The organism is Pseudomonas sp. PSB18, assembly GCF_014596565.1.
In the GTDB taxonomy this organism is placed as follows: Bacteria; Pseudomonadota; Gammaproteobacteria; order Pseudomonadales; family Pseudomonadaceae; genus Aquipseudomonas.
In genome coordinates, this window is record NZ_NOIN01000013.1 from 127,838 (window position 1) to 150,399 (window position 22,562).

Annotated in this window: 23 protein-coding genes; 14 read left to right on the top strand and 9 right to left on the bottom strand. The window is 61.1% G+C overall.

Annotated elements, in window-relative coordinates; translation table 11 throughout:
• Positions 1-15: 15 nt before the first annotated feature.
• Entirely contained in the window at positions 16-693 is a 678-nt protein-coding gene (locus tag CGA22_RS24185; protein WP_041023046.1) for a TetR family transcriptional regulator, read from the top strand.
• A gap of 46 nt (positions 694-739) precedes the next feature.
• Here CGA22_RS24185 and CGA22_RS24190 read toward each other — a convergent pair whose 3' ends face one another.
• The 4 genes from CGA22_RS24190 to CGA22_RS24205 form a co-directional block, all read right to left on the bottom strand.
• Positions 740-1,591: a shikimate dehydrogenase gene (locus CGA22_RS24190; RefSeq protein ID WP_041023045.1), complete on the bottom strand. Its 852-nt coding sequence runs from the start codon at positions 1,589-1,591 to the stop codon at positions 740-742.
• A 5-nt stretch (positions 1,592-1,596) separates the two neighbouring features.
• Positions 1,597-2,037, bottom strand: coding sequence for a type II 3-dehydroquinate dehydratase (aroQ, locus tag CGA22_RS24195; RefSeq protein ID WP_041023044.1), 441 nt, complete (start codon positions 2,035-2,037; stop codon positions 1,597-1,599).
• A 345-nt stretch (positions 2,038-2,382) separates the two neighbouring features.
• A complete protein-coding gene (gene trmA, locus CGA22_RS24200) occupies positions 2,383-3,462 on the bottom strand; it encodes a tRNA (uridine(54)-C5)-methyltransferase TrmA (RefSeq protein ID WP_041023043.1) in 1,080 nt (359 codons plus the stop codon).
• Positions 3,459-4,754, bottom strand: a complete 1,296-nt coding sequence (locus CGA22_RS24205) for an NCS2 family permease (protein WP_188258731.1) — start codon at positions 4,752-4,754, stop codon at positions 3,459-3,461. The genes trmA and CGA22_RS24205 overlap by 4 nt, the downstream gene beginning before the upstream one ends.
• Before the next feature lie 213 nt (positions 4,755-4,967).
• Here CGA22_RS24205 and CGA22_RS24210 point away from each other — a divergent pair, with 213 nt between their 5' ends.
• From CGA22_RS24210 to CGA22_RS24230, 5 genes are all read left to right on the top strand, one after another.
• Positions 4,968-5,411, top strand: a complete 444-nt coding sequence (locus CGA22_RS24210; RefSeq protein ID WP_041020210.1) for a DUF4879 domain-containing protein — start codon at positions 4,968-4,970, stop codon at positions 5,409-5,411.
• Between the two features lie 73 nt (positions 5,412-5,484).
• Positions 5,485-6,051: a DJ-1 family glyoxalase III gene (locus tag CGA22_RS24215; RefSeq protein ID WP_041020209.1), complete on the top strand. Its 567-nt coding sequence runs from the start codon at positions 5,485-5,487 to the stop codon at positions 6,049-6,051.
• A gap of 156 nt (positions 6,052-6,207) precedes the next feature.
• The gene (locus CGA22_RS24220) at positions 6,208-6,735 is read left to right on the top strand and encodes a (2Fe-2S)-binding protein (RefSeq protein ID WP_041020208.1); all 528 of its coding nucleotides are present in this window, start codon (positions 6,208-6,210) and stop codon (positions 6,733-6,735) included.
• Complete coding sequence (locus CGA22_RS24225; RefSeq protein WP_041020207.1) at positions 6,732-7,721, top strand: FAD binding domain-containing protein; 990 nt, start codon at positions 6,732-6,734, stop codon at positions 7,719-7,721. Before CGA22_RS24220 ends, CGA22_RS24225 begins: the two co-directional genes overlap by 4 nt.
• On the top strand, positions 7,718-9,919 hold the full coding sequence (locus tag CGA22_RS24230) for a xanthine dehydrogenase family protein molybdopterin-binding subunit (protein WP_041020206.1): 2,202 nt from the start codon (positions 7,718-7,720) through the stop codon (positions 9,917-9,919). Before CGA22_RS24225 ends, CGA22_RS24230 begins: the two co-directional genes overlap by 4 nt.
• Here CGA22_RS24230 and CGA22_RS24235 read toward each other — a convergent pair.
• The gene (locus tag CGA22_RS24235; RefSeq protein ID WP_041020205.1) at positions 9,897-11,147 is read right to left on the bottom strand and encodes an MFS transporter; all 1,251 of its coding nucleotides are present in this window, start codon (positions 11,145-11,147) and stop codon (positions 9,897-9,899) included. The genes CGA22_RS24230 and CGA22_RS24235 overlap by 23 nt on opposite strands.
• A gap of 486 nt (positions 11,148-11,633) precedes the next feature.
• On the opposite strand from CGA22_RS24235, the gene CGA22_RS24240 reads away from it, so the two are divergent.
• The 3 genes from CGA22_RS24240 to CGA22_RS24250 are packed head-to-tail and all read left to right on the top strand — an operon-like array spanning position 11,634 to position 14,271.
• Positions 11,634-13,073, top strand: a complete 1,440-nt coding sequence (locus CGA22_RS24240; protein WP_139649307.1) for a cytochrome ubiquinol oxidase subunit I — start codon at positions 11,634-11,636, stop codon at positions 13,071-13,073.
• Between the two features lie 3 nt (positions 13,074-13,076).
• Entirely contained in the window at positions 13,077-14,084 is a 1,008-nt protein-coding gene (gene cydB, locus CGA22_RS24245) for a cytochrome d ubiquinol oxidase subunit II (protein WP_041023280.1), read from the top strand.
• Between the two features lie 22 nt (positions 14,085-14,106).
• Positions 14,107-14,271, top strand: coding sequence for a DUF2474 domain-containing protein (locus CGA22_RS24250; protein ID WP_069018334.1), 165 nt, complete (start codon positions 14,107-14,109; stop codon positions 14,269-14,271).
• Positions 14,272-14,307: 36 nt separating this feature from the next.
• On the opposite strand, the gene CGA22_RS24255 is transcribed toward CGA22_RS24250, so the two are convergent.
• Together CGA22_RS24255 and CGA22_RS24260 are read right to left on the bottom strand one after the other, a co-directional pair.
• Complete coding sequence (locus CGA22_RS24255) at positions 14,308-15,438, bottom strand: methyltransferase (RefSeq protein WP_041023279.1); 1,131 nt, start codon at positions 15,436-15,438, stop codon at positions 14,308-14,310.
• A 178-nt stretch (positions 15,439-15,616) separates the two neighbouring features.
• Positions 15,617-16,330, bottom strand: coding sequence for an autoinducer binding domain-containing protein (locus tag CGA22_RS24260; protein WP_041023278.1), 714 nt, complete (start codon positions 16,328-16,330; stop codon positions 15,617-15,619).
• Between the two features lie 292 nt (positions 16,331-16,622).
• On the opposite strand from CGA22_RS24260, the gene CGA22_RS24265 reads away from it, so the two are divergent.
• Positions 16,623-17,399 carry a ferredoxin--NADP reductase gene (locus CGA22_RS24265; protein ID WP_041023277.1) on the top strand — a complete coding sequence of 259 codons (777 nt, stop codon included), beginning with the start codon at positions 16,623-16,625 and terminating at the stop codon, positions 17,397-17,399.
• Positions 17,400-17,529: 130 nt separating this feature from the next.
• On the opposite strand, the gene mscL is transcribed toward CGA22_RS24265, so the two are convergent.
• Entirely contained in the window at positions 17,530-17,943 is a 414-nt protein-coding gene (mscL, locus tag CGA22_RS24270) for a large-conductance mechanosensitive channel protein MscL (RefSeq protein ID WP_041023276.1), read from the bottom strand.
• A gap of 280 nt (positions 17,944-18,223) precedes the next feature.
• Here mscL and katB point away from each other — a divergent pair, with 280 nt between their 5' ends.
• The 3 genes from katB (at position 18,224) to radA (ending at position 21,798) form a co-directional block, all read left to right on the top strand.
• Positions 18,224-19,765 (top strand): catalase KatB, encoded by a 1,542-nt coding sequence (gene katB, locus CGA22_RS24275; protein WP_041023275.1) that lies wholly within the window; start codon positions 18,224-18,226, stop codon positions 19,763-19,765.
• A gap of 73 nt (positions 19,766-19,838) precedes the next feature.
• Entirely contained in the window at positions 19,839-20,387 is a 549-nt protein-coding gene (locus tag CGA22_RS24280; RefSeq protein WP_041023274.1) for an ankyrin repeat domain-containing protein, read from the top strand.
• 43 nt (positions 20,388-20,430) lie between these two features.
• A complete protein-coding gene (radA, locus tag CGA22_RS24285; protein WP_041023273.1) occupies positions 20,431-21,798 on the top strand; it encodes a DNA repair protein RadA in 1,368 nt (455 codons plus the stop codon).
• 19 nt (positions 21,799-21,817) lie between these two features.
• Here the strand turns inward: radA and CGA22_RS24290 are convergent, their stop codons facing one another.
• Complete coding sequence (locus CGA22_RS24290; RefSeq protein WP_041023272.1) at positions 21,818-22,174, bottom strand: PilZ domain-containing protein; 357 nt, start codon at positions 22,172-22,174, stop codon at positions 21,818-21,820.
• 159 nt (positions 22,175-22,333) lie between these two features.
• Here CGA22_RS24290 and CGA22_RS24295 point away from each other — a divergent pair.
• On the top strand, positions 22,334-22,562 hold a 229-nt coding region (locus tag CGA22_RS24295), incomplete at its 3' end, for a carbon starvation CstA family protein (RefSeq protein ID WP_290369182.1).

A 22,562-nucleotide genomic window follows, 5' to 3' on the forward strand; every position in this document is an offset into this window, starting at 1 on the left:
GGCCGTGAGCCCGCAATGACTATGAATCCAGAACTGTCCGACGCTCTCGACGAGCCTCTCGTCGCGCCGCGCAAGAGTCGCAAGAACAACCCGGAAAAGACCCGGGAAAACATTCTTCAGGAAGCCATCGTCGAGTTTGTCCAGCAGGGTCTGGCCGGCGCCCGGGTCGATGCCATCGCTGAGCGCATCCACACGTCCAAGCGGATGATCTACTACTACTTCAACAGCAAGGAGCAGTTGTACATCGAGGTGCTGGAAAAACTCTATGGTGATATCCGCAGCACCGAGAGCCGCCTGCACCTGGCGGAGCTGGCACCGGTCGACGCGATCCGGCGTCTGGTGGAGTTCACCTTCGACCATCACGACCGCAATGTGGATTTCGTGCGCATCGTCTCTATCGAGAACATCCACAACGCCGAATACGTCAAGCAATCGAGTGTGATCAAGGCCATGAACAGCAGCATCCTCGACGCCCTGGACCTGATCCTGCGTCGCGGCGCCGAAGAAGGCGTGTTCCGTACCGGTCTCGAACCACAGGATGTGCACCTGCTGATCAGTTCGTTCTGTTTCCACCGAGTGTCCAACCGTCACACCTTCGGCGAGATTTTTCAGATCGATCTGTCGGACGAGGCGATCAAGCAGCGTCATCGCCAGATGATTTGCGAGTCTGTGTTGCGGTATCTGCAAGCCTGACGCCGAATCCATTGTGGGAGCGAGCAGGCTCGCTCCCACAGGGTCTTTAGTGATTCATGCTTTGGAAATGCTCCAGCATCCGCTGCGCATCCGGCGCGATGCCGCTGAACAGTTCGAACGCCTTCACGGCCTGGAACACCGCCATGTTGCCCCCATCCAGCGTGCGGCAACCCAGGGCCCGGGCGTGACGCAGCAGTTCGGTTTCCAACGGGAAATAGACGATCTCGGCGACCCACAATTCGCCCCGCAACAACTCGACCGGCACCGGCATGCCAGGTAGTTTCGCCATGCCCATCGGGGTGGTGTTGACCAGACCGTCCGCCTCGGCCATGGCCATGGGCAAATCGTGCCCGGCACGGGCGCGGCCAGCGCCGAAATGCTGGTTCAGGTTGTTTGCCAAGGCTTCGGCACGGTTGAATTCGACGTCAAAGATACTCAGCGTCTGGACACCTTCCGCCAGCAGCGCATGGGCAACGGCCGCGCCGGCGCCTCCGGCGCCCATCTGCACCACGTATCGACGCAAGACATCGCCAAGGCCGCGGCGAAAACCCTCGGCAAACCCGAGGCAGTCGGTGTTGTGGCCGATGCGCTTGCCGTCCTTGAACACAACGGTGTTCACCGCGCCAATGCCGCGGGCCTCGGCCGAGAGCTCATCGAGCAGCGGGATGATCGCCTGTTTGCAAGGGAAGGTGATGTTCAGGCCGGTGAAGTTCATGCGCTCGGCAGCCGTCAGCAGATCGGGCAGGGCGCTGCTGTCGAGTTTCAACGCGTCGAGGTCGATCAGTCGATAGAGATAGCGCATGCCTTGGGCATCGCCTTCCTGCTCGTGGAGCGCGGGCGTGCGAGACGCCTGAATGCCTGCGCCGATCAGGCCGGCCAGTACGGTGGTATTCGACATGCGCTTCAACCTTTCAACCGCTGACTGAAATGTTCCAGGGCCAGGCGATAGCCATGGCTGCCAAAGCCGCACATCACACCGATGGCGACGGATGAAACGAAGGAGTGGTGACGGAACGTTTCCCGGGCGTGGACGTTGGACAGGTGGACTTCGATCACCGGTACTTCACTGGCGACCAGCGCATCGCGGATCGCCACCGACGTGTGGGTCCAGGCCGCCGGGTTGATCACGATACCGGCGCACCGACCACGGGCGCCGTGAACCCAGTCCAGCAGCTCGCTTTCCTGGTTGGTCTGGCGAAACTCCACCGCCAGGCCGAATTCTTCAGCGGCACGGCCGCACAGCGCCGAGATATCCGCCAGGGTTTCATGGCCGTAGGTCGCAGGCTCGCGGGTGCCGAGCAGGTTCAGGTTCGGGCCGTTCAGCACCAGAACGATCGGAGGCATCGCAATTTCTCCACGTTGTTATTGTTGGCTTCGGTCGGTTTCAACCGGTGGAGATAAATTGTACTAGATGGTTAATTTGGTCAAACGAAGCCGCTGTTGTGGAGTAATAAGTGTTCGATGATCGAACACCAGCTCTCAAGAGGCGGGGGAGATTTGTGGCGATTGATGAATGTGGCGAGGGGATTTATCCCCGCTCGACTGCGCAGCAGTCGCAAACCAGCCAACACGGTTTGCCTGTTACACCCCGGTGCATGGTTTAGGAGGCTGCTTCGCAGCCCCGCGGGGCGGTGCGACGTTTCGCTAAATCCCCTCGCCACAGATAAATCCCTTGTCACAGGATCTGGCTCAACGCCGGGTCAGCAACACTCCCGATTCCATGTGATGGGTCCATGGAAACTGGTCGAATAACGCGCAGCGCGTGATGCGATGGGTGTCGTGCAATTGGGCGATGTTCGCGGCGAGGGTTTCCGGGTTGCAGGAAATGTACAGGATGTTGTCGAAACGCCGGGTCAGCTCGCACGTGTCCGGGTCCATGCCAGCGCGGGGCGGGTCGACGAAGACGCTGCCGAATGCGTAGCTTTTCAGGTCGATGCCGTGCAGGCGACGGAACGGCCGGACTTCGTTCAAGGCTTCGGTCAACTCTTCGGCCGACAGGCGCACCAGCGTCACGTTATCCACCGCGTTTTCACTGAGGTTGCTCAGCGCCGCATTCACCGAAGTCTTGCTGATTTCGGTGGCCAGCACCTTGCGCACACGGGTCGCCAGGGGCAGGGTGAAGTTGCCGTTGCCGCAGTACAACTCCAGCAGGTCGTCGCTGCGATCGCCCAAGGCTTCATAAGCCCAGTTGAGCATCTTCTGGTTCACGGTGCCGTTGGGCTGGGTGAAGGCGCCTTCCGGCTGGCGATAGCTGAAGGTGCGACCGCCCACGTCCAGTTTTTCTACCACATAGTCATGGCCGATCACTTCCCGCTTGCCCTTGGAGCGACCAATGATGCTGACGCCCAGGTCGCTCGCCAGCTTCGAGGCCGCGGCGTGCCAGTGCTCATCCAGGGGGCGGTGATAACACAGGGTGATCATCGCATCGCCCGCCAGGGTGGTCAGGAACTCCACCTGGAACAGCTTTTGGCTCAGGGGCGCGCTGGCCTGCCAGGCTGCCTTGAGCTGCGGCATCAACTGGTTGATGCGCAGGCTGGCGATGGGAAACGCTTCGATGAGGATCGGCGTGCGCTTGTCGTCCTGGGAGAACATTGCGTAATGCCGTTCGCCGGCCTCGCGCCAGAGACGGAATTCTGCGCGCAAACGGAAGTTCTGCAGCGGCGAGTCGAACACCGCCGGCTCCGGTGCATCGAACGGGGCCAGCAGGTCGCGCAGGCGGGCGACCTTGTCCTGGAGCTGGGCGGTGTAGGCCTGGGTATCAAAAGTCATGCGTTGAACCAACCCAACTTGATCACGAACAGAATCGACAGGATGACCAGCGCCGGGTTCAGCTCACGGCCGCGACCGGACACCAGCTTGATGGCGGTCCAGGCGATGAAACCGAAAGCAATGCCGTTGGCGATGGAGTAGGTAAACGGCATCGCCAGAGCGGTAATCACGACCGGGGCGGCGACGGTGATGTCGTCCCAGTCGATTTCCGCCAGGCCCGACGTCATCAGCACGGCCACGAACAGCAAGGCCGGGGCAGTAGCAAACGCTGGCACGCTGGCGGCCAATGGAGAGAAGAACAGTGCCAGCAGGAACAGAATCGCCACGACGATGGCGGTCAACCCGGTGCGGCCACCGGCGCTGACGCCCGCCGCCGATTCGATGTAGCTGGTGGTGGTGGAGGTGCCCAGCAGCGAACCGGCCATGGCGGCGGTGCTGTCGGCGATCAGCGCACGACCCATCTTCGGCATGTGGCCGTCCTTGCCCATCAGCCCGGCACGCTTGGCGACGCCGATCAGGGTGCCGGAGTTGTCGAACAGGTCGACGAAAAGGAAGGCGAAGATCACGCTGACCAGACCAATGTCCAGGGCGCCCTTGATGTCCAGTTGCAGGAAGGTCGGGGCCAGGGATGGCGGCATCGACATCACGCCGCCGAACGGGGTGAAGCCCATCAGGATCGAGACGAGGGTGACCGCGAGGATGCCGATCAGCACGGCCCCGCGCACTTTCAGTGCTTCGAGGGCGACGATCAGCACGAAGCCGAGCGTGGCGAGAATCGGCGCCGGTTGCTTCAAGTCGCCAAGGCCGACCATGGTGGCCGGGTTCTTCACCACGATGCCGGCGTTGCCCAGGGCGATCAGCGCCAGGAACAGGCCGATGCCGGCGGCAATGGCCGAGCGCAGGGGCAAGGGGATGCTGTTGATGATCCATTCGCGGATGCGAAAGATCGACAGCAGGAAGAACAGCACAGCGGAGACGAACACCGCACCGAGCGCCACTTGCCAGGTATGGCCCATGTGCAGGACCACGGTGTAGGTGAAGAAGGCGTTCAGGCCCATGCCCGGTGCGAGGGCGATCGGGTAGTTGGCGATCAGGCCCATGACCGTGGAGCCGATGGCCGCGGCCAGGCAGGTGGCGACGAACACCGCGCCCTTGTCCATGCCGGTTTCGCCGAGGATGCTCGGGTTGACGAACAGAATGTAGGCCATGGCCAGGAATGTCGTGACGCCCGCCAGGATCTCGGTCCGCACGTTGGTGTTGTGTGCCTTGAGTTGAAACAGCCTTTCCAGCATGTCTGCTCCCCGTGGCGCGCCGGGCGCCGTGAATGTATCGACCTCAACAGCAAAGCACAGACGGCCATTGGCGTCCGGGAGTTTTCTGCGGGTCGGAAAAAGCCGCGCATGATACCAGCAGCGCGGCGATGTGACTGCGATCGTCGTCGATGTTTTACCGAAGCAAAAAGAGGGCCATACTGCGCGCGGTTCCCGGAGGTCGATAGGTGTCGAATGAAAAGAAATCTGCTGGCAGTGGCATGCGCAGTGAGCCTGTGGCTGCCCGGTCAGGTCGTCAACGCCGCATCGGCCCCACCCTTGAGTCAGGTCAAGGTACTCAAGGTCGAGTCGCCGGCCTGCGGCTTTGAAGACATCACCGAAGGGCAGGCCCAGACCCGATGTGATCACAGCGGTCCGAATATCAAGGTCTACGTGCTGGAGGTGGGTTATGGCCACCAGCCCCAGGTCACGCTCGACGGTTTCGAAGTCGACGGCACCCGTTCGCCGGTGTGCGCGTTCAGCAATGGCAATCTCAATGATTGTTCCAACCGGACCAAGGTGGTCGGCTATCTGTATATCTTCGATCTGAAGGGCAAGCAGGAAGGCACCTTCAGTTTCAGCAATACGTCGATCAACGCGCCGGGCAATCGCATGTCGACCCAGTTGTACATCAAATAGCCCGCGCGATAGACAGCACGCAATCCGGCAAACCTGACTAGGCTTTCAGTAATCCACCCAGCGGAGAGTCGCCATGATTCCTGGAACCAAGATCCCCAGGGCCCTGATTGCCGTCGCCGAAGGTGTCGACGACTTGCAGGCCGTCACCCTGATCGATGTGCTGCGCCGGGCCCAGGTCGAAGTCGTCGTGGCGAGTATCGAAGGGCGGCGGATGTTGACCTGTGCCCGGGGCACGCGCCTGACGGCCGATGGCATGTTGGTGGATATGCTCGTGCAGGACTTTGACCTGATCGTCCTGCCCGGCGGCATCATCGGTGCCCAGCATCTGGCGGCCCATCAGCCTCTGCAACAGTTGGTCAAGGATCAGGCCGCCGCCGGACGTTTCTTCGCCGCCATTGCCGAAGCGCCGGCACTGGCGCTACAGGCGTTCGGCGTCCTGCGCCAGCGGCGCATGACCTGCCTGCCCACGGTCAGCCAGCAACTGTCCGGTTGCAGCTTTGTCGATCAACCCGTGGTGGTGGATGGCAACTGCATCACCGCCCAGGGCTCGGCGGCCGCCCTGGCGTTTGCCTTGACGCTGGTGGAACAGCTCAGTGGCAAAGGCGTGCGGGCTGTGGTGGCGGCGGAGTTGTTGGCCTGACAAGTTTTTGTGGCAAGGGCGGGTGTTGACCGCCATCGGGGCAATGTCTTTCAGGCCCGCGCAATTACCTTGAACACTCACCTCACCCCGAAGTCGTACCCCTTATGACGGCGGTTTTCCAAAACGCCGCGTGTACGACCAACCGTGAGGTGTTCCATGAGCGCGACCCTGTCCGAAGCGACGCAGGCGTCCTTCGTCCGCCATCCGATCCGTCTGACACTCAATGGGCAAGTGCGTGAATTGCAGGTGTTGCCCTGGACCACGCTGCTGGACCTGTTGCGCGAGCAGTTGGATCTGGTAGGCAGCAAGAAAGGCTGTGACCACGGCCAATGCGGTGCTTGTACCGTGCTGCGCGATGGCAAGCGCATCAACGCGTGCCTGACCCTGGCGGTGATGTGCGATGGCGTCGAACTGACCACCATTGAAGGCTTGGCCGACGGTGACCGACTCCATCCCATGCAGCAGGCGTTTATCAGGCACGACGCCTTCCAATGCGGCTATTGCACGCCCGGGCAGATCTGTTCGGCGGTGGGGCTGGTCAACGAGGGGAGGGCGCAGACGAGCGGCCAGATCAGCGAGCTGATGAGTGGCAATCTTTGTCGATGCGGTGCCTACAACAATATCCGTGACGCCATCGAAGAGGCGCTGCCGCAGTGCCAGCCGCAGCAGGGGGATGACCAATGAACCCCTTCCACTACAGCAAACCCGACACCGTGCAGGCGGCCATCGACTTGTCGAGCCCCACATCACACTTCATTGCCGGCGGCACCAACCTGCTGGACCTGATGAAAGAAAACCTCACCCGCCCCGCGCATCTGATCGACATTACCGGTTTGCCCCTGGCGGACCTCAGTGAAACCCCTTCCGGCGGTGTGATGATCGGCGCCCTGGTGAGCAATGCCGACCTGGCCTGGCATCCGTGGATCGAACGGCGTTATCCGCTGTTGTCCCAGGCGATCCTGGCGGGCGCCTCGCCGCAGTTGCGCAACATGGCCAGCACCGGCGGCAACCTGTTGCAGCGCACCCGCTGTTATTACTTCTATGACGCCAATGTGCCATGCAACAAGCGCCGGCCCGGCAGTGGTTGTCCTGCGCGGGACGGCTTGAACCGGATCCACGCGATTTTCGGCGCCAGCGATCACTGCGTTGCGACCCATCCTTCCGACATGTGTGTCGCGCTGGCCGCTCTCGAGGCGGTGGTCCATGTCCTCGGTCGAGGCGGCGCGCGAACCATCGAGTTCGCCGACTTCCACCGCCTGCCTGGCGATGCACCGGAGCGGGACAATCAATTGGCCGATGATGAGTTGATCACCGCCATCGAGTTGCCTGCCGCCGGTTTTGCCGAACACAGCCATTACCTGAAGATTCGCGACAGGGCCTCCTACGCGTTTGCGCTGGTTTCCGTTGCGGCGGCGTTGGAGCTGGATGGGCCGGTCATCCGTCAGGCGCGCCTGGCCCTGGGCGGCGTGGCCCACAAACCCTGGCGCGACCGGGCGGTGGAGAGTGGGCTGGCTGGCCAGACCGTCAGCCGCGAAACCTTCACGGCCGCCGCCGATGCACTGTTGCAGCACGCCGAGCCGTTGGCACACAACGGCTTCAAGGTCAGGCTGGCGCGCCGGGCGATCATTCGCGCCTTGAGCGATGCCGCACTGGGAGGACAAGCCAGATGAATGCTCCGAACAAGCCCATTGGGCAGCCACTGGACCGGGTCGACGGTCTGCTCAAGGTGACAGGCCAGGCCCGTTATGCGGGTGAATACCCCGAAGATGGCTTGCTGCACGGCAGTGTCGTGTCCGGCACCGTCGCCCGTGGCCGTGTGGTACGCATCGATGCCTCCCGAGCCCTGGCGTTGCCCGGCGTGGTCGCGGTGATCGACCATACCAACCGGCCCAAAATCGCCAGCTATGATGAGCCCTATCAGGATGCCGACGCAGCGGACGGTTCGCCGTTCCGGCCGTTGTACAACGACCAGGTGCTCTACAGTGGCCAGCCGCTGGCCCTGGTGGTTGCGGAAAATCTCGAACTGGCCCGTTACGCCGGTTCACTCATTGAAATCGAATATGAAGCCCAAGACCATCAGACCGATCTGACCCTCCTGCAAAACGAAGCCCATCCGGCACCGGCCGAACTGCCTAAGCCCCGTGGGAATTTTCAGGGTGAGTACGCCAGCTCCGCGATCAACGTGGATGTGTCCTATAGCACGCCGGTGGAGCATCACAACCCGATGGAGCCCCACGCCAGCACCGTGTTGTACCAACCTGACGGCAGCCTGCACATCCATGACAAGACCCAGGGCACGCAAAACTGCCAGGCCTACGTGCAAAAAGTGTTCGGGCTCGAGAAAGAGCAGGTGCGCGTATTCGCCGCGTTTGTCGGTGGTGCCTTCGGCTCCGGGCTGAGGCCGCAATATCAACTGCCTCTGGCGGTGATGGCCGCGCTGTCCCTCAAGCGCTCGATACGGGTCAGCCTGACGCGCCAGCAAATGTTCACCTTCGGTTATCGGCCGCGGACCTTCCAGCGCCTGCAATTGGGCGCCGCGGCCAATGGACGGTTGCTGGCCGTGGCGCATACCGCCATCGGCCAGACCTCGCGCTTCGAAGACTTCACCGAGCATGTGGTGGAGTGGAGCGGCATGCTCTATCACTGCGACAACGTGGCGTTGACCTACAAACTGGTGCCGTTGGATGTCTACACGCCGCTGGACATGCGGGCGCCCGGCGCGGCCCTCGGGCTGATCGGCCTGGAGTGCGCCATGGACGAGCTGGCCTGTGCCCTGGCGATCGATCCGCTCCAGTTGCGGTTGATCAACTATGCCGAGCGTAACGAAAACGAAGGCAAGCCCTACTCCAGCAAGGCGCTGCGCGAGTGCTACGCCGAGGGCGCCCGGCGTTTTGGCTGGGACAAGCGCAATCCGGAACCGCGCAGCATGCGCACAGGCCGACAACTGGTGGGCTGGGGCATGGCGGGCGGCGTCTGGGAAGCCATGCAGCAGAAGGCCAGCGCCCAGGCTTCGCTGGGGGCTGATGGCAAGCTGACCGTCAGCAGCGCCACCACGGATATCGGCACTGGCACCTACACGGTCATGACTCAGATCGCCGCCGAGGCGTCAGGGGTTTCCCTGGAAAATGTCAGTTTCATTCTGGGCGATTCGTCCCTGCCTACTGCGCCATTGCAAGGCGGCTCATTCACTGTCTCGTCGGTGGGCACGGCGGTGCAACAGGCGTGTGAAGCCCTGAAGGAAAAACTGCTGGCCGTGGCCCGGCAGACCTGTCCGGCCTTCAGCGGCGCGACCCTTGAGCAGGTGATATTTGCCGATGGTCAGTTGCGCCTGGGCGATGCCTGCGTGTCGTTGGCGGAGCTGGCGCAAAACAGTGGTGAAACGCCGTTACAGGTCCAGGTGACCGCCGAGCCGGACAAGAAGCGCCAGGCCTATGCCACCGCCACGCATTCGGCCGTGTTCGTCGAAGTCTGGGTGGACGAGGACTTGGGGACGGTGAAGGTCAATCGGGTGGTCAGTGCCATTGCGGCAGGACGGGTGATCAACCCGAAAACGGCCCGCAGCCAAATCCTCGGTGGCGTGGTCTGGGGCGTCGGCATGGCCTTGCACGAAGAGACCCTGACCGATCATGCCCTGGGGCGCCACATGAACCACAACCTGGCCGAGTACCATGTACCCGTGAACGCCGACATCGGTGACATCGATGTGGTTTTCGTCGAGGAACAGGACGACATCGTGAATGCACTGGGCTCCAAGGGCGTCGGTGAAATCGGTATCGTCGGCGTGGCGGCGGCCGTGGCCAATGCGATTTATCACGCCACCGGCAAGCGGGTCCGGGATTTCCCCATCACCCTGGATAAGTTGCTTTAGCCTCGTCCACCGGTTCATGCATCCGGTCGCGGTTGGCCAGGGTCGGGAACAGTTTGATCCAGACCCCGGTTACCAACAGCGTACCGACACCGCCCATGACCACCGCCGGCACCGTACCGAACCAGTGGGCGGTCAGGCCGGATTCGAATTCGCCCAGCTGGTTCGATGCGCCGATGAACAGCCCGTTCACCGCGCTGACCCGGCCGCGCATCTCATCCGGTGTTTCCAACTGCACGAAGGACGCACGGATCACCATGCTGATCATGTCTGCCGCGCCCAGCACCACCAGCACCGCCAGGGAAAACCAGAACGATGTGGAGAGGCCGAACGCGATGGTGGCGACGCCGAACACGCCCACGGCGGTGAACATCACCCGGCCCACCTTGCGCTCCACGGCGAACCGCGCCAGCCACAGTGACATCAGCAGCGCACCCACCGCCGGGGCCGAGCGCAACAGGCCCAGGCCCCAGGGGCCGGTGAGAAGAATGTCCTTGGCGAACACCGGCAACAGCGCCGTCGCGCCGCCCAGCAGGACCGCAAACAGATCCAGGGAAATGGCGCCGAGAATGTCCGGGCGACTGCGGATGAAGCGGATCCCGGCCAGCAACGAATCCAGGGTCGCCTTGCCTTTGTTCAGCGGCGTCTGGCGAGCGGGCAGGTTGAGCATCAGGCAGCAGGCAATGAGGTAGAGCACCACGGTCGGTCCGTAGACCCAGACACTGCCGAAGGCATACAGCAGGCCGCCGAGGGCCGGGGCGACGATGGTCGCCGATTGCTGGGCCGATTGGGCGGCGGCCACGGCGCGGGGAAACAGTGTGGCCGGCACGATGCTCGGCAGCAGCGCCTGGGTGGTGGGCATTTCAAAGGAGCGGGCAGCGCCCAGCAGGAAGGCGAGGATAAAGATCATCTCTCGCGTGACGTTGTCGGTGGCGCTGCCGATCACCAGCGCCAGGGCGATCATCGCCTGCAACGACTGGCAGATTGCCGCGACCTTGCGCCGGTCATAACGGTCCGCCACATGCCCGGTGTGCAACATGAACAGCACCCGCGGGGCGAACTCCACCAGCCCGACAAGCCCCAGGTCCAGGACGTTACCGGTCAGTTGATAGAGGTTCCAGCCGATGGCGACGGTGAGCATCTGGAAACCGCTGGCGGTGAATACCCGGGCCAGCCAGAAGGCGATGAAGGGGCGGTGGTGGCGGAGCAGCGTTGGCGCTTGGTTGGGCATCGATGGCGGGTCCAGTGATGAAGGCATCGAGATTATCACCGAGCTGTAACTGGAAGTTGCGACCAGCGAAAAAATTGTTAGCCAGACATCGATCTATGGGTGGAGCAGCGAAGTTCTTGTGGGGGCAAAGCTTGATCGCGATGCTGTTCGAAGTATCCCCCGAGACCGAGGTGCCTGCATCGCGGGCAAGCCTTGCTCCCACAGATTTTTGAGCACAGCCAAGCTGCAACAGCGTTGCCAGCCACTGAGTCAACCTGTCACGCGACAAAAGACCACGCCGTTCATCGGCAGAAATGCGACTACTCTTTGAGCATTGCTTGATCCAGATCAACACCCGTCCGTGGTATTGGCCTGGCGGCCACTTGGCCAGATACCTGCGTTGTGACGGTTTTAAAAAGAACGATTTGAAAGGCATCGCACTCCATATCCGAGGGGGCGTGATGCAGGCCCCACCCGCAGCCGGTTTTACCTGACAGAGGAAGACTTATGTTCGGTTTGGAGGCGCTCGATCTCGCCCGGATCCAGTTCGCATTCACGATCTCGTTCCACATCCTGTTCCCGGCTATCACCATCGGCCTGGCGAGTTACCTGGCGGTGCTCGAAGGCTTGTGGCTCAAGACCCGCGACGATACGTACCGCGATCTGTACCACTTCTGGTCGAAGATATTTGCCGTCAACTTCGGCATGGGGGTGGTGTCCGGGTTGGTGATGGCCTATCAGTTCGGCACCAACTGGAGCCGCTTCTCGGACTTCGCCGGCGCTGTCACCGGGCCGCTCCTGACCTACGAGGTGCTTACGGCGTTCTTCCTCGAAGCGGGCTTCCTCGGCGTGATGTTATTCGGCTGGAGTCGTGTCGGCCGAGGCCTGCACTTCTTTTCCACGGTCATGGTGGCGATCGGCACGCTGATTTCGACGTTCTGGATCCTGTCGTCCAACAGCTGGATGCAGACGCCCCAGGGCTATGAAATCGTCGATGGCCGGGTCATCCCGGTGGATTGGCTGGCGGTGGTCTTCAACCCTTCGTTCCCCTATCGCTTGCTGCACATGTCCACCGCGGCGTTTGTCGCCACGGCGTTCTTTGTCGGCTCATCGGCGGCCTGGCATTTGCTGCGTGGACGCGACAACCCGGCCATCCGCCGCATGCTGTCGATGGCGATGTGGATGGCCTTGGTGGTGGCGCCGATACAGGCGGTCATCGGCGACTTCCACGGCCTCAACACCCTCAAGCATCAGCCGGCGAAGATCGCGGCCATTGAAGGCCACTGGGAAAACGTCGGCAACGAGCCCACGCCGCTGATCCTGTTCGGCCTGCCGGACATGAAGGCGGAGAAGACCCGCTTTGCCGTGGAAATTCCCTACCTGGGCAGCCTGATCCTGACCCACAGCCTGGACAAGCAGGTACCGGCCCTCAAGGAGTTCCCGCCGGAGGACCGACCGAATTCGACCATCGTGTTCTGGTCGTTCCGGGTCATGGTGGGCCTGGGGCTGCTGATGATTTTCACCGGCTTGTGCAGCCTCTGGCTGCGCCGCAACGACCGACTCTATCAATCGCGGCCGTTCCTCCACCTGGTGCTGTGGATGGGCCCGTCCGGCCTGGTCGCGATCCTGGCCGGCTGGTTCACCACCGAGATCGGTCGCCAGCCGTGGGTGGTCTACGGCCTGATGCGCACGGCCGATGCGTCGTCCGGGCACAGCTTCGCGCAGATGAGCATCACCCTGGTGTTGTTCGTCGTGGTCTATTTCGCGCTGTTCGGTGCCGGCCTGAGTTACATGATGCGCCTGGTGCGCAAGGGGCCGGTGGCCCACGAGGCCGAGCCGACCGATGGCGGCCCGGGCCAGAAACGTACCCCGGCGCGACCATTGTCGGCCGCCAACGAGGGCGACGAAGAGATGGACCACAACGACCGCTCGAACAAGGGGAATTGAGTCATGGGTATTGATCTTCCGCTGATCTGGGCCGTGGTCATCATCTTCGGCATCATGATGTACGTGATCATGGACGGTTTCGACCTGGGGATCGGCATTCTCTTCCCCTTCATCAAGGGCGAGCGCGACCGTGACGTGATGATGAATACCGTGGCGCCGGTCTGGGACGGTAATGAAACCTGGCTGGTGCTGGGCGGTGCCGGTCTGTTCGGGGCGTTTCCGCTGGCGTACTCGGTGGTGCTGTCGGCGCTGTACCTGCCGTTGATCCTGATGCTCATCGGCCTGATTTTTCGCGGTGTCGCCTTCGAGTTCCGCTTCAAGGCCAAGGCCGAGAAGCGGCATCTGTGGGACAAGGCATTCATTGGTGGATCGCTGACGGCCACGTTCTTCCAGGGCGTGGCGCTGGGCGCGTTCATCGACGGGTTCCAGGTGGTCAATCGCCAGTTCGCCGGCGGTTCCCTGGACTGGTTCACGCCGTTCACGATGTTCTGTGGCCTGGCCTTGATCGCAGCCTACGCCTTGCTCGGGTGTACCTGGCTGATCATGAAGACCGAGGGCAAATTGCAGCAGCAGATGCATGACCTCGCCCGCCCGCTGGCGTTCGTGGTGCTCGCGGTGATCGGCATCGTCAGCCTCTGGACACCGCTGGCCCACGCCGATATCGCCGCGCGCTGGTTCACCCTGCCGAATCTGTTCTGGTTCCTGCCGGTGCCGATCCTGGTACTGGTGACCATGTACGGATTATTCCGCGCGGTCGCCCGCAATGCGCACTACACGCCGTTCATCCTGACGCTGGTGCTGATATTCCTCGGCTACAGCGGCTTGGGTATCAGCCTGTGGCCGAACATCGTGCCGCCGTCCATCTCGATCTGGGACGCCGCCTCACCGCCCCAGAGCCAGGGGTTCATGCTGGTGGGCACGCTGTTCATCATCCCATTGATCCTGGTGTACACCTTCTGGAGCTACTACGTGTTCCGGGGCAAGGTGACCCATGACGACGGTTACCATTGATCCAGCTGCGGGGGGTGTTGAGATGGCCAAGCCGGACTTGAAAGATATCGAAGCCGCCGAACGCAAGCCGCTCTGGCAGCGTCTCGGTTGGCTGGCGGGAATCTGGGTGGGCAGTGTGCTGGCACTGTTCATTGTCGCCAGCCTGATGCGGATGTTCATGAATGCCGCAGGCCTGACCACTCATTGATAGGCCGCAGGGGCAACTCTGCCCCCACCGCGCCAGTTATTTCCGAGCCTTGAGAATCACGAATTTCGGGGTGGCAGCCACTTGCTCGACACTGCGGAACAGCCGCGCCAGTTTGCTGTGATAGCCCAGGTGCCGGTTGCCGACGATGTACAGCGCGCCGCCGACCACCAGTGCTTCACGGGCTTGCTGGAACATCCGCCAGGCGAGGAAATCGCCCACCACCTGCTGTTGATGGAACGGAGGGTTGCACAGCACCACGTCCAGCGATTGCGCTTGCTGTCCGGCCAGACCGTCGGCGGCCCGTACGGTGACCTCGCGCTCGCCCAAGGCGGCTCGCCAGTTCTCGGTGGCCGATTGCACAGCCATGAAGGATTCGTCCACCAATGTATAGCGGGCTTCGGGGTTGCGCAGGGCGCTGGCAATGGCCAGCACGCCGTTGCCGCAGCCCAGGTCCGCGACCTGAGCTGTCCCCAGGTTGGCTGGCAGATGCGGCAGGAACGCTCGGGTGCCGATGTCCAGTCCTTCACGGCAGAACACATTGGCGTGGTTGAGCAATTCGATCTTCGGCTCATCCAGCGAGTAGCGGGTGGGGTAGGGCGATACCTGGGGGGCTGACGAGACGGTTTGCGACGTGGCGATCAACAGGCGCGCCTTTTTCACCGCCAGTGAGGCCTGCACCGGGCCGACGTAACGCTCCAACAGGTCGCCGGCAGCCCGGGGCAGGTGCTTGATCATCGCGCCCGCAACCACTTGGGCGCCGGGGGCCAGTTGGCCTTGCAGGCGAATCAATTGTTCTTCCAGCAGGGCCAGGGTCTTCGGCACTTTGATCAGGACGTGGTCGAAGGGCCCGGTCAACGGTTCGCTGGCCGGCAACGTCGGCACCGCATCGAAGGGACGTCCGTTGCGGACCAGGTTCTTCTGCAACGCTTGCAGGGCCAGGAACGAGTCGCTGCTGCTGATCACCTCAACCTGACCGGCCAGGCTGGCGGCGAGGGCGCCGAAACCGTCATTGAGCACCAGGACCCGGGTGCTTGCAGTCGGTTGTTGCTCGGCCAGATGGGCGAGCAGGTACTCATCGGCTGCATCGAAGGCTTGCAGCGGTTCGTTCGGCTGTTCGGGTTGGCGGATCAGATCGAGTTGAGCGAAGGGACTGGCAAGCAAAGGCATGGTTGGGACTCTGGCAATCGACGAATGTCCCGCTGCCCTGAGGCAGGTGTTTCAGCGGGGCCGCCTGAATGAACTGCGTCGGGTACTGAGGGCGACATCATTCAAGTGGGGCCGTGATGGTACTTTTTTTTGCTGCGCATTACCCGAGGGTTTTCAACGTCGAGGAGGGCTGGCCGTATCAGATCACATGGATGTGAGCCGCCTTGGCCACGGCTGAAATCTTATTGCTGACGTTCAGCTTTCGCATGCAACTGCAGACATGGAAGTTCACCGTACGTTCGGAAAGACACAAGATCCTGCCGACCTCCGATGCGGTCTTCCCTTCGGCTGACCATCTCAGTACTTCGATTTCCCTCGGCGACAAGTGGCACTTTTGCGTGGGTGCCGTGGTGTCTGCCATTTTCTTGCTCGCCAGTGCATGCAATCTTTGACTGGCGAAAATGGCATAGCCGAGGTTTCCATAATGCTCCTCGATATCGATAGGGCAGTGAGTCCGAGCGAGGCTGAACAGACTGCAATAGCCCCCGTGCTCATCATGAACGGCTTGTGTCCAACCATATCTGAGACCTTGTCGATTCAGCTCAAGCCATAACTTGGGTGCCTGGGCGAAAAGGCTCTCATCCCAAAGGATGGGAAGAGGAGATTGATTGCAGTGTGCTACTACTGGATCGCAGGAGGCGTAACCATTCTGTTCATATAGCCTGTCCCACCCATAGGGGTAGTTATTCAGGTTCACCTTGCTGGCATGTTTATCCGGGTTGCCGAGATAAGATGCAAATGCGCAAAATTCAAATCCTTGATTATTAAAGAAATTCAGGACCAGACGATAGGCTGTCTGCAGGTCTTTTTCGCAGGATAACTTCCTTAACTGTAAGTCCTTCCACTTGTCCATCGTCTTCTCCTGGATTGACGTTCAACTACGTGGATCCAATCTGGTGCGAAAACACAGTGTAGGACTTTTCCTACGCGATAGTTAGAATTTTTAATTTCACTGAGTTCAGGTGGTATTTAAGAAAATACACTTAGGCGTTTATTCTGTTACAAGGTTTTTATATTTGTATAACTTTGGTAGATGTTCCAAAGAGGTGGTGGTGCAGTTGTAATTAAAATGCCATTACTCATTGTCGGTGGTTAAGACGCTCACTTTGCGGGAGACTGTGAGCCTCGTTCCATTGGAGTGGCTCATGACCGACAGCGCAGAGAATTTCACCCGTCAAACCCTGCTGGACGTGCAGCCATTGACCTCCCATCTGTTTACCTTGCGTGTCTCCCGGGACCGTGGCTTTCGTTTCCGGGCGGGCCAGTTCGCCCGGTTGGGGGTGGTCAAGGCGGACGGTGACACCGTTTGGCGGGCCTATTCCATGGTGTCCTCGCCGTTCGACGAGTTTCTCGAATTTTTTTCCATCGTCGTTCCGGATGGCGAGTTCACCAGTGAACTCAGCCGCTTGAAACCGGACGACAGCCTGTTGGTGGATCGCCAGGCATTTGGTTACCTGACGCTGGACCGCTTCGTTGACGGACGGGATTTATGGCTGCTGTCCACCGGCACGGGGGTGGCGCCGTTTCTTTCGATCCTCCAGGATTTCGAGGTGTGGGAAAGATTCGAGCGGATCATCCTCGTGTACAGCGTCCGCGAGGCCAAGGAGCTGGCGTATCAGGAGCTGATCGACGGGCTGGGCCGGCGCGATTACCTGGTCGAGCATGCCCATAAGTTCCGGTTCATCCCGACCGTGACCCGAGAACAGCATCCCGGGGCACTGAACGGACGCATCACGACGTTGCTTGAAAGTGGCGAGCTGGAGCGAGCGGCCGGAGTCGCTCTGACACCGGAGCATTCCCGGGTCATGTTGTGCGGCAATCCGCAGATGATCGACGACACGCGCAAGCTGCTCAAGGCCAGGGGCCTGCAACTGAGCCTTTCCCGGCGGCCGGGCCAGGTGGCGGTGGAAAACTATTGGTAGGCCTCATGGCGCCGAGCCAGGCACCCATCCTGTGGCGAGGGAGCTTGCTCCCGCTGGGCTGCGCAGCAGCCCCAAATCAGGGCTGCTCGATGCACAGCGTTCAGCGGCGAACCACTCCAGCAAAGACCGCTCAGGACCTTTCGTTCTGGGCCTTGAGCAGATCGCGAATCTCGCTCAGCAGCAATTCTTCCTTGCTCGGAACCGGTGGCGCACTCGGGGCTACGGCCTCTTCACGCTTGAGACGGTTGATCGCCTTGACGCCCATGAAGATGGCGAACGCGACGATGATGAAATCGATGGTGCTCTGGATGAATTTGCCGTAGGCCAGTACCACCGCCGGTGCGTCACCTTGGGCAGCCTTGAGGGTGATGGCCAGGTCACTGAAGTCTACCCCGCCAATCAGCAGGCCGATCGGAGGCATGACCACGTCGCCAACAAACGACGAAACGATTTTGCCGAAAGCGGCCCCAATGATGATCCCGACGGCCATGTCGACGACATTGCCTTTGACCGCGAAGGCCTTGAACTCGCTTAGCACGCCCATGAGTTGTTCCTTGTGACAGATGAGTTTGAATGGCAGTGTAATTCAGCCAGATGCGTTCCGCTCGACACGTCTACTTACAAAGCTCCCAACGATCGACCTGACGTTCCTCTAAAAGTTTACAAAGTGCCATCAATCGCGCGTGATACGCGGTTTCAAGCGGACTCCCTACAACGTTTTTTCTATCAACGCGGTATGGCATTTCTATTTAGGTTTTGCTTTTTCGAGCACTAGCCTCTGACAAGCGCACATGGATGCGCTCTATAACATCAGAGGAAATTCTATGAACACTTCCCTTGGCGGCGGGACTTTTCCCCAACGTCGCGCCCTTTTTATGCTGACCGCTGGCCTGCTGTCCTTTTCCGTCAATGCGGCCACCCTGACCCGCGACAACGGAGCGGCCGTTGGCGACAACCAGAACTCGCAGACGGCAGGTCCCAACGGGCCGACCTTGTTGCAGGACGTGCAACTGATCCAGAAACTCCAGCGTTTCGACCGTGAGCGTATCCCCGAGCGTGTGGTGCATGCCCGTGGCACTGGCGCTCATGGCACGTTCACGGTGTCCAATGACCTCAGTGACTTGACCAAGGCAAAAGTCTTTGCAGCAGGGCAGGCCACTCCTGTGTTCGTGCGTTTTTCTGCCGTGGTGCATGGCAATCATTCGCCGGAAACCCTGCGTGACCCCCGTGGCTTTGCCACCAAGTTCTATACGGCCGATGGCAACTGGGACCTGGTGGGGAACAACTTCCCGACCTTTTTCATTCGCGATGCCATCAAGTTTCCGGACATGGTCCATGCGTTCAAACCCGATCCACGGACCAACCTGGACGACGATTCACGTCGTTTCGACTTCTTCTCCCATGTACCCGAGGCAACGCGAACTCTGACCGAGCTGTATTCCAACTCCGGTACTCCGGCCAGTTACCGTGAAATGGACGGTAATGGCGTGCATGCCTACAAGTTGGTGAATGCCAAGGGCGAAGTCCATTACGTCAAGTTCCATTGGAAAAGTCTGCAGGGCCTGAAGAATCTCGATCCGAAAGAAGTTGTGAAGGTTCAAGGGCAGGATTACAGCCATATGACCAACGACTTGGTCAGTCATATCAATAAGGGCGACTTTCCGAAGTGGGATTTGTATGTCCAGGTCCTGAATCCGCAGGACTTGTCCAAGTTCGATTTCGACCCGCTGGATGCAACCAAGATCTGGCCGGGCGTGCCTGAGCGTAAAGTCGGGCAAATGGTCTTGAACCGCAATCCGGCCAATGTCTTCCAGGAAACCGAACAGGTCGCGATGGCACCGGCCAATCTGGTCCCGGGCATCGAACCTTCGGAGGATCGTCTGTTGCAAGGCCGGGTGTTCTCCTACGCCGATACGCAAATGTACCGGATAGGCGCCAATGCCCTGCAACTGCCGATCAACGCCCCCAAGGTAGCGGTGAACACCGGTAACCAGGATGGCGCGATGAATCCGGGGAGCACCAGCACCGGGGTGAACTACCAGCCGAGCCGCCTGATGCCCCGCGAGGAGCTGCAGTCGGCGCGCTACAGCCAGACCGCGCTGAGCGGCAACACCCAGCAGGCGAAGATCCAGCGTGAGCAGAACTTCAAGCAGGCCGGCGACCTGTACCGCTCGTTCAACCAGAAGGAACGCAATGACCTGATCGAAAGCTTCGGTGGGTCGCTGGCGACCACCGATGACGAGAGCAAGCACATCATTCTGTCGTTCCTCTACAAGGCCGACCCGGAATACGGCACCGGCGTGGCCCGTGTCGCCAAGGGTGACCTGGCCCGCGTCAAGGCCCTGGCGGAAAAACTGACCGACTGATCTATAGGTCAGGTACATGCCCTGTGGGGGCAAGGTTTGCTCCCACAGTCTTGTGTCAAAAGGAGGCACCGTGATGCGTTATTTCCTGTGTTCGCTGCTCGCCACCTGGTCATTGGCCGCGTTGGCCGATCAGTCCCTGCCGACCGACCCGGCAGCTGTACAAGAAGAGTTGCAAAGTTATTATTTCGACGCCGCCCGTCGGGGTGATGTGGCTATGCTCGATGCCTTTATCGACGCTCATTATTCGCTCGATACCCAGGACGAGAAGGGCTACACCGCCCTGATCCTGGCGGCTTATCACGGCCACGGCCCTGCGGTGGAGCGGCTGTTGGCCGCGGGGGCCGATGCTTGTGTCCAGGACAAGCGCGGCAACACGGCGCTGATGGGCGCCATTTTCAAGGGCGAGGTGCAGATTGCCCGACGTTTGCTGTCCACCGATTGCAGCCCTGACCAGCGTAATGGCGCCGGGCAGACCGCCGCGATGTACGCCGGCCTGTTCAAACGTGTCGAACTGCTCGATGCCTTGAAGGCCAAGGGGGCCGACATGGACGCTGCGGACCCGTTGGGCAATACGGCGGCGAATCTGGCCAGCGGTGAAATCAGAATGCCGGCCCCGCGCTGACCCTCGCCTGGGCTATCATCGCGGTTTTTCTTCCGGAGTTCAGATGGCCAAGGCAAAGCGCATGTACGGCTGCACCGAGTGCGGCTCGACCTTTCCCAAATGGGCCGGCCAGTGCGGTGAGTGCGGCGCCTGGAACACCTTGACCGAAACCATGGTGGAGAGTGGCGGTGCCGCGGCGCCCACCGGACGCACCGGGTGGGCCGGCCAGCAGGCGCAGATCAAGACCCTGGCGGAAGTCAGCGTCGAGGAAATCCCACGATTTTCCACCGCGTCCGGTGAACTGGACCGCGTGTTGGGGGGCGGTCTGGTGGACGGCTCGGTGGTCCTGATCGGCGGTGACCCAGGGATCGGCAAGTCCACCATCCTGCTGCAAACCTTGTGCAACATCGCCACACGCATGCCGGCGCTGTATGTCACTGGCGAAGAGTCCCAGCAACAAGTCGCCATGCGCGCCCGCCGCCTGGGGCTGCCCCAGGATCAGTTGCGGGTCATGACCGAGACCTGTATCGAAACCATCATCGCCACGGCGCGCCTGGAAAAGCCCAAGGTGATGGTGATCGACTCGATCCAGACGATTTTCACCGAGCAGTTGCAATCGGCGCCGGGTGGTGTGTCCCAGGTCCGCGAAAGCGCGGCGCTGCTGGTGCGTTACGCCAAGCAGAGCGGCACGGCGATCTTCCTGGTAGGCCACGTCACCAAGGAAGGCGCGCTGGCGGGGCCGCGAGTGCTGGAGCACATGGTCGATACCGTGCTGTATTTCGAGGGCGAGTCCGATGGTCGCCTGCGTTTGTTGCGGGCGGTGAAGAACCGCTTCGGCGCCGTGAACGAGCTGGGTGTGTTCGGCATGACCGACAGGGGCCTGAAAGAAGTCTCCAATCCTTCTGCGATCTTTCTGACGCGTGCCCAGGAAGAAGTACCGGGCAGCGTGGTCATGGCAACCTGGGAAGGCACTCGACCGATGTTGGTGGAGGTGCAGGCTCTGGTGGATGACAGCCACCTGGCGAATCCGCGTCGCGTCACCCTGGGGCTGGATCAGAACCGGCTCGCCATGTTGCTGGCCGTGCTGCATCGACACGGGGGGATTCCTACCCACGACCAGGACGTTTTCCTCAACGTGGTGGGCGGGGTGAAGGTGTTGGAAACCGCCTCCGACCTGGCGTTGATGGCGGCGGTCATGTCCAGCCTGCGCAATCGACCGTTGCCCCATGATCTGCTGGTGTTCGGTGAAGTCGGCCTGTCGGGCGAAGTCCGACCGGTGCCCAGCGGGCAGGAACGACTCAAGGAGGCGGCCAAACATGGTTTCAAACGCGCCATCGTGCCCAAGGGCAACGCGCCGAAGGAAGCACCGGCAGGTTTGCGGATCATTGCCGTGACGCGTTTGGAACAGGCGCTGGATGCGTTGTTCGAGTAACCGGTTGGCTGCGAACCTGTCAGATCTGGATCAACGCCGCCAACTCCCGCTCCAGCTCATCGGGATCGGCCAGGTTCAACTCCACCAGCCGACGCAGATGCGCGATGGAGTCCAGGTCGATATGTTCGCAGACAAACCCCAGATGGCCGTTGTCGTCGTGGGCGAGCCGAACCTCCATTTTCACCTCGACGTCCTTGCCCAGATGGATATCGGCTTTGAAGGGCTCCTCGGGGTTGCCGAGCCACGGCTCGGGCTTTTCGATCAGCAAGCCTTTCAGGGACAGGTCCAGCAGTTTTACTGGCCAGATGTATTGGCCCTGGCTCAGTTCGGTCCTGGCATGAAACTCGATTCGTACGAAGCGGCGGCGTTCGCTCATTGCCCAATCCCTCTGAAGATTCACTGACTATAGACCCAGCTGAGGCGTCGTCGTCACCGTTCGACCGGTGACAGACGAATGTCGGGTATGGCCTTTGCTGTCGTTAGAGCTAAACTTTGGTTGCTGTCTTTCTTGTCCACCCCTGGCTGGAATAAAAAAATGAAAAACAATAATAGCCTGCTACGCCATCTGCCCTGGCTACTGCTGGCCGTCGTAGGCGCGTGCGCCCTGGGCGTAGTGGCCTTGCGCCGAGGCGAGGCGATCAACGCCCTCTGGATCGTCGTCGCGGCCGTGGCCATCTACCTGGTCGCCTACCGCTACTACAGCCTCTTCATCGCCAACAACGTGATGCAACTCGATGCGCGCCGGGCCACGCCTGCCGTGCTCA